The following is a 6,761-nucleotide window of genomic DNA, read 5'->3' as shown; positions in this document are numbered from 1 at the left end:
ATCAAACACACATGAGCAAGTAGGGCGAAGCCCGGAATGCGAATGGGTGTCACGGATTCGAGAGCACGAAGTGCGCAGAAGCCGTGTTAATATTAACAAAGAACAGCCAGACCGACTGCTTGCAGGCGGGTCTGGGGCTTTATTAGCAAATCAAACACACATGAGCAAGTAGGGCGAAGCCCGGAATGCGAATGGGTGTCACGGGTTCGAGAGCACGAAGTGCGGAGAAGCCGTGTTGATATCCCCTTTATTTTATGGTAAAATATCCCTATCTATAGCAAAAATGCGCTCTTTGCGCAGAACGGAGAAAAAATGAGAACTTATCTGGTAACAGGTGGTGCCGGCTTTATCGGTTCCAACTACATTCACTACATGTTCAGGAAATATGACAATGAGATCCGCATCATTAACGTGGACGCCCTGACCTATGCGGGCAACCTGGAGAATCTGAAGGATGTGGAGAAGCGCGACAATTACACTTTCGTGAAGGCCAATATCTGCGACAAGGAAGCCATCAGCAAAATTTTTGCAGAGAACGATATTGATCGTGTGGTACATTTCGCAGCAGAGAGCCATGTGGACAGAAGTATCCGCAATCCGGAGATCTTCGTGCAGACCAACGTGCTGGGTACCGCAGTAATGTTAAACTGCGCCAAGGCAGCTTGGGAGCTTCCAGACGGCAGCTTCAAGGAAGGCAAAAAGTTCCTGCATGTATCTACGGATGAGGTCTACGGATCCCTTCCCGATGATGACAATGCTTTCTTCTACGAGACCACACCTTACGATCCCCACAGCCCTTACTCTGCCAGTAAGGCAAGCTCGGACATGCTGGTGAAGGCATACATGGATACCTATCATTTCCCTGCCAATATCACCAACTGCTCCAACAATTACGGTCCTTTCCAGTTCCCCGAGAAGCTGATTCCTCTGATCATCAACAATGCGCTGCACGGCAAGAAGCTTCCGGTCTATGGTGATGGCAAAAATGTCCGCGACTGGCTGTATGTAGAGGATCATGCGAAGGCGATCGATATGGTACAGGAACAGGGAAGATTGTTTGAAACCTACAATGTTGGCGGACATAACGAGAAGCAGAACATTGAGATCATCCACATCATCATCGAAACTTTGCAGGAGATGCTTCCGGATTCCGATCCCCGCAAGGCACATATTAACAATGATCTGATCACTTATGTGGAAGATCGTAAGGGTCATGACAGAAGATATGCTATCGCGCCGGATAAGATCAAGGCAGAGATCGGCTGGTATCCCGAGACCATGTTCAAGGAAGGCATCCGTAAGACCATCGCCTGGTATTTCGAACATGAAGACTGGATGAACAATGTGACCAGTGGCGATTACCAGAAATACTACAATGAAATGTATGAAGAAAAGTAAAGAATATCTGCTAAATGGGAACGATGAACGTCGTTCCCATTCGGTGTGTTAAAAAACAAGTATTTTAAGGAGGTTTTTATGAAAGGAATTATACTGGCGGGAGGTTCCGGAACCAGACTTTATCCCCTGACAAAAGCAATATCCAAGCAGATCATGCCGGTCTACGATAAACCCATGATCTATTATCCGCTGTCAACACTGATGCTGGCAGATATCAGAGAGGTGCTGATCATTTCCACCCCGAGAGATCTTCCGGTATTCAAAGAGTTATTAGGAGACGGCAGCCAGCTGGGCATGCGTCTCGAGTATGCGGTACAGGACAAACCCCGCGGACTGGCGGATGCCTTTATCATCGGTGCGGAATTCATCGGTAATGACAGAGTAGCGTTGGTGTTGGGAGATAATATTTTCTACGGACAGAGCTTCTCCAGAGTACTGCGTACCGTAGCAGCAAGAGAAAAGGGAGCTACCATTTTCGGTTATTATGTGCGTGATCCCAGAGAGTATGGCGTGGTAGAGTTCGATGAGAACGGCAAGGCACTTTCCATCGAGGAGAAGCCGGAGCATCCCAAGAGCAATTATGCGGTTCCCGGACTGTATTTCTATGATAACGATGTAGTGGAGATCGCGAAGAACGTAAAGCCCTCCGCAAGAGGTGAGATCGAGATCACCAGTATTAATAACGAGTACCTGAACAGAGGAACCCTGCAGGTAGAAACTCTGGGTCGTGGCTTTGCATGGCTGGATACCGGCAATCATGATGCTTTACTGGATGCAGCGGATTTCGTGGCAGCCTTCCAGAAGAGACAGGGACTGTATATCTCCTGCATCGAGGAGATCGCTTTCAAACGTGGATTTATCGACAGAGAGCAGCTGTTAGCACTGGCGGAACCGCTTCTTAAGACGAATTACGGAAAATATCTGGTAGAGGTAGCAAATGGACTCTAAGCTGCGGAAAATGGCGATCCTGGCTTCCATGGCAGTGATACTGCTGGTGGCGCTGGCGGTAATGTATGTGAACAGGGAACAACTGTCATCCACATCCGGTGAGAACATGACAGCGTCCGGAGCGCAGAATGCAAGTGACAGCCAGGCAGTGGATCCTGTGCCGGAGGGTACCGGGGAGACGGATACCGCGGAAGCGGATGGCAGAATTGGCAATGACCTGAAAGCGTTTTTAAAAGACAATACATTTTTTGATCAGGAAGTAAACCCGGTCCTGGAGGCGGCGAAGGATAACAGCAACCGTCTGTCACTGGTAGCGACTTCTATCGAAAAGGATCTGCGTATCCAGATCGTGGATAATGAGGGGACGCCGGTGACCGGGGAGAGCTTTTATGTGCGTTTGGACGGCATGGGAGACTACAAGGATCTGGATCAGGACGGCGTGATCTATATCGGTGATCTGGATTCCGGAGATTATTATGTGGAACTGCTTCCCATCGAAGGCTACAAAGTACCGGTCAGTGAGACCAAAGTGCATGTAAAAGACAAAGTCGAGTATCTGGCGATCGACGATATTTCGCTGTTGATCAAGACGGAGGACGAAGTCGATGCGGCTGCCGAGGACAGCGCCGTGGCAGGTGCTCTGGCGGATGCGGACAAGACGGAGATCCAAAAGCTGCAGACCACATCCGGCAATGCGAAGGTCGGCATCGATGTGTCCAAGTGGAACAATACCATCGACTGGGATAAGGTAAAAAATGCCGGAGTGCAGTTTGCCATCGTTCGTGCGGGCTACCGCGGTTCGGTTACGGGAAGCCTGGTGGAGGATCCACAGTTCGTTGCCAACATGAAAGGTGCAACAGCAGCCGGAATTCCGGTGGGCGTGTACTTTTTTACCCAGGCCACAGATGAGAAAGAAGCGGTGGAAGAGGCTTCTGCCGTGCTTGAGCTGATCCGTGATTTCCAACTGACCTATCCCGTATTTATTGATACGGAAGGTGCTGGAGGAAACGGCCGGGCGGACGGACTGGATGCGGAGACCAGAACCCTGGTATGTGAAGCGTTCTGCCGGACGATAGAAAATGCGGGATACAAGGCAGGTGTCTATGCCAGCCGCAATTGGTATAACAATAATCTGCAGACGGCGAGACTGGAAAATTATCATATCTGGCTGGCGGAATATCGCAGTGTGCCATTATATCAGGGGTATTACAAGACCTGGCAGTATACCTCCAAGGGAAAAGTGGACGGTATCGAAGGCAGAGTTGATATGAATATCACCTATGAATAGTCAATAAATTAAAAAGAGTGAGGATGAGATAAATGGGCAAAATAACAGTAGAAACCTGTGAAATTGAAGGATTGAAGATTATTACTCCTACGGTATTCGGTGATGCCAGAGGATATTTTATGGAGACCTACAATTATAATGATTTCAAGGCTGCGGGAATCCCGGAAGTATTTGTACAGGACAATCAGTCTGCATCAAAAAAAGGAGTTCTCAGAGGTCTTCATTTTCAGAAGCATTTTCCGCAGGACAAGCTGGTGCGTGTGATCCGTGGTGAAGTATATGATGTGGCAGTGGATCTGCGGGAAGGTTCTAAGACCTTCGGACAGTGGTACGGTGTGCTTCTGTCTGAAGAGAATAAGAAGCAGTTCTTCATTCCGAAGAATTTCGCACATGGTTTTCTGGTATTGTCCGATTATGCGGAGTTCTGTTACAAATGTACCGATTTCTACCATCCCGATGACGAGGGCGGCATTGCTTACAATACACCGGATATCGGCGTAGAATGGCCCATTCCCGAAGGTATGGAGCTGACTTTGTCCGAGAAGGATACCAAGTGGGGCACCCTGGAACAGTACATGAAGGAAAAAGAGCATGAAAAAGAGTGTGAAAATAAGTAAGAAGACAGGCATTGCCCTGTTTGTGACAGCGGCAGTGATCATGGCTCTGCTCATTGTATTCCATAAGAATCCGGGACCTGCTGTGGATCAGAGCCAGGAGCTGACGAAAAAGATCATCTCCTGCGTTGTCATTGCGGCGGCATGTTTTGCGTTTATCCACTGGTATGATAAATTTACCGGACTGCCGGTAGAGTTATTCCAGAATAGACATCTGATCTGGAAGCTGGCGAAAAACGATTTTAAAAAGAGATATGCGGGTTCTTACCTGGGCGCGGTATGGGCGATGGCACAGCCGGTCGTAACGGTAGCAATGTATTATATCGTATTTGACAAGATCATGGGAAATACCAGTACACCTCTGCGGGAGGGCGTGGAAGTGCCTTTTGTACTCTTCCTGACAGCGGGACTGGTGCCCTGGTTTTATTTCAGCGAAGCATTGAATAACGGTACCAACGCATTGCTGGAATACAATTACCTGGTAAAAAAAGTAGTATTTAAGATCAGCATCCTGCCGATCATTAAGATTATTGCGGCTACTTTTATCCATGTATTTTTCGTATGCCTCTTACTGATCGTGGCAGCTATCTACGGTTATTATCCGACCATATATACGATACAGATCGTGTATTACAGCTTCTGCCTGTTTATATTTGTGCTGGCGCTGAGTTATACGACCTGCGCGGTAGTGGTATTTTTCCGGGATCTGTCCCAGATCATCAGCATCGGACTGCAGATCGGCATGTGGGCAACCCCCATTTTGTGGAATCTGGATGCACTGTCTCCTAAGTGGATCATGATCCTGAAGCTGAATCCGCTGGTATATATTGTCAACGGTTACCGCAGTGCGATTTATGAGAAGGAGTGGTTCTTCCAGGATTTCTTCTCCACGATGTATTTCTGGATCGTGACAGTGGTGTTGTTTGGACTGGGAGCTGTGATTTTTAAGAGACTGAAAGTGCATTTTGCAGATGTATTATAACAACGAAACTAAGGAGAACTGCATGAAAAAAATGAAAAACTGGAGACCATCAGCATCTTTGCTGGCAGGTGCAGCGGTGCTCGGACTGTTGGTATTATTAGTGCCGATCGTGCGTATTATGCGGGATGCAGTTCCTTTCAGCGATGATTATGGCTATGGATATTTTGCCAAGTTGGGTTACCTTATGGGGAAAAATCTCCCGGGCGTATTAATGGGGGTGTGGGAGAATGTAAAGCATACCTGGTGGACCTGGCAGGGGACCTATTCTTCCATATTTCTGATGTCACTGGTACCGTTAGTCTGGGGAGAACAATATTATTTTTGGGGATTACTGTTTATTCTGCTGCTTTTGATCGGAGGAGTATTCGCACTGGTCAAGGCACTGGTGGTGGATGTACTGCAGGGAGGATGGCAACAGTGTCTGTACATTCAGGCGGTGACAGCGGCACTGGTGGTGGAACTGATGTATTATCCTGCGGAAGGGTTATTCTGGTACAACGGTGGAATCCATTATGTGGGAATGCATGGATTTGCAATGCTTTTGTTGGCGTCCTTAATCTGCCTGAGTGAAGGGAAGAAGGGTAGAATACGTAAGGGATTGCTGATCGCAGCCAGCATGATTCTTTCGTTGATTGTTGCAGGAAGTAACTATGTGACGGCATTACAGACCTTTCTGGTATTTCTAACAATCATGGTGGCAGGTGCGCTGTTACATCGTAATATAAAAGGTCTGTTACGTCTGGTCCCGGCATTTTGTGTATATAGTATAGGATTTTATAAAAATCTTGCGGCACCCGGTAATACAGCAAGAGCGGAAGCTTTGGGTAATCCGGGAATGGCTCCGTTACAAGCGATACTATTTTCTTTTAAAGAAGCTTTTTCTCATATGTGGGAGTATACGGGGTGGATGACAATCGTTGTAATGTTGGTATTATTGCCGATGATCTTACAACTTGTGAGTACGACAAAGTTCAGATTTCGTCTGCCGTGGCTTCTGCCGGTGTGGTCGGTGTGCCTGTATGCTACCGGATTTACTTCAAGTCTCTATTCTCTGGGACATGGAGGGGTTCCGAGAACATTGAATGCCGTGAAGATTACGTGGCAGGTTCTGCTGGTAGTGAATGAAATTTACCTGGTAGGTGCAATCTGGCAACAGCGTGCCGGAAAGAAGGTGTTAGCTGCGGATTCCCTGAGAGGAAACTTCAAATGGTGGGTTTATCCGGTACTTGCCGCGCTGGCGATCCTGGTGGTTAAGACCTGTCCGAATCCTGTGGGAACTTATGTGAGCTACAGTGCTTACTATTATGTACACACAGGGGACGCCTATATGTATCACCAGCAATTCCTGAACCGGCTGGATGCACTAAAAGGAGAGGAAAAAGTGCTCGTATTTGAACCCTATGCGTACCAGCCGTGGCTGATTTACGTGGGGGATGGAAATCAATTCCCGAATCAGGGAAATAATTATCTGCTGGAACGATGGTATGGAAAGGAAAGCGTCTCTGTCGCGACAACAGAGTAGGAATAAGAG

Annotated in this window: 6 protein-coding genes; all 6 read left to right on the top strand. The window is 47.8% G+C overall.

Features of this window, described 5'->3' with window-relative positions; all coding sequences use genetic code 11:
- Positions 1 to 312 precede the first annotated feature (312 nt).
- The gene (gene rfbB / locus ACTRDR_RS12295) at positions 313 to 1,398 is read left to right on the top strand and encodes a dTDP-glucose 4,6-dehydratase (protein ID WP_440527838.1); all 1,086 of its coding nucleotides are present in this window, start codon (positions 313 to 315) and stop codon (positions 1,396 to 1,398) included.
- 78 nt (positions 1,399 to 1,476) lie between these two features.
- Entirely contained in the window at positions 1,477 to 2,346 is an 870-nt protein-coding gene (gene rfbA, locus ACTRDR_RS12290; protein WP_176865956.1) for a glucose-1-phosphate thymidylyltransferase RfbA, read from the top strand.
- Positions 2,336 to 3,634 (top strand): glycoside hydrolase family 25 protein, encoded by a 1,299-nt coding sequence (locus ACTRDR_RS12285; protein WP_440527836.1) that lies wholly within the window; start codon positions 2,336 to 2,338, stop codon positions 3,632 to 3,634. The genes rfbA and ACTRDR_RS12285 overlap by 11 nt, the downstream gene beginning before the upstream one ends.
- Before the next feature lie 32 nt (positions 3,635 to 3,666).
- The gene (gene rfbC, locus ACTRDR_RS12280; protein ID WP_176865952.1) at positions 3,667 to 4,251 is read left to right on the top strand and encodes a dTDP-4-dehydrorhamnose 3,5-epimerase; all 585 of its coding nucleotides are present in this window, start codon (positions 3,667 to 3,669) and stop codon (positions 4,249 to 4,251) included.
- Positions 4,226 to 5,230, top strand: coding sequence for an ABC transporter permease (locus tag ACTRDR_RS12275; protein WP_176865950.1), 1,005 nt, complete (start codon positions 4,226 to 4,228; stop codon positions 5,228 to 5,230). The genes rfbC and ACTRDR_RS12275 overlap by 26 nt, the downstream gene beginning before the upstream one ends.
- 22 nt (positions 5,231 to 5,252) lie before the next feature.
- On the top strand, positions 5,253 to 6,752 hold the full coding sequence (locus ACTRDR_RS12270) for a hypothetical protein (RefSeq protein ID WP_440527835.1): 1,500 nt from the start codon (positions 5,253 to 5,255) through the stop codon (positions 6,750 to 6,752).
- Positions 6,753 to 6,761 lie beyond the last annotated feature (9 nt).

Origin of the sequence: Simiaoa sp. (assembly GCF_051972595.1) — a bacterium.
Lineage (GTDB): Bacteria > Bacillota > Clostridia > Lachnospirales > Lachnospiraceae > Acetatifactor > Acetatifactor hominis.
Note: the sequence above shows the minus strand (reverse complement) of the source record. Positions and strands in the feature narration are given on the sequence as shown.

Bases quoted from the DNA above. Each gene is read 5' to 3' on its own strand.
- rfbB (WP_440527838.1), top strand. From the start codon at position 313: ATGAGAACTTATCTGGTAACAGGTGGTGCCGGCTTTATCGGTTCCAAC.
- ACTRDR_RS12285 (WP_440527836.1), top strand. From the start codon at position 2,336: ATGGACTCTAAGCTGCGGAAAATGGCGATCCTGGCTTCCATGGCAGTG.
- rfbC (WP_176865952.1), top strand. From the start codon at position 3,667: ATGGGCAAAATAACAGTAGAAACCTGTGAAATTGAAGGATTGAAGATT.
- ACTRDR_RS12270 (WP_440527835.1), top strand. From the start codon at position 5,253: ATGAAAAAAATGAAAAACTGGAGACCATCAGCATCTTTGCTGGCAGGT.
- ACTRDR_RS12275 (WP_176865950.1), top strand. From the start codon at position 4,226: ATGAAAAAGAGTGTGAAAATAAGTAAGAAGACAGGCATTGCCCTGTTT.
- rfbA (WP_176865956.1), top strand. From the start codon at position 1,477: ATGAAAGGAATTATACTGGCGGGAGGTTCCGGAACCAGACTTTATCCC.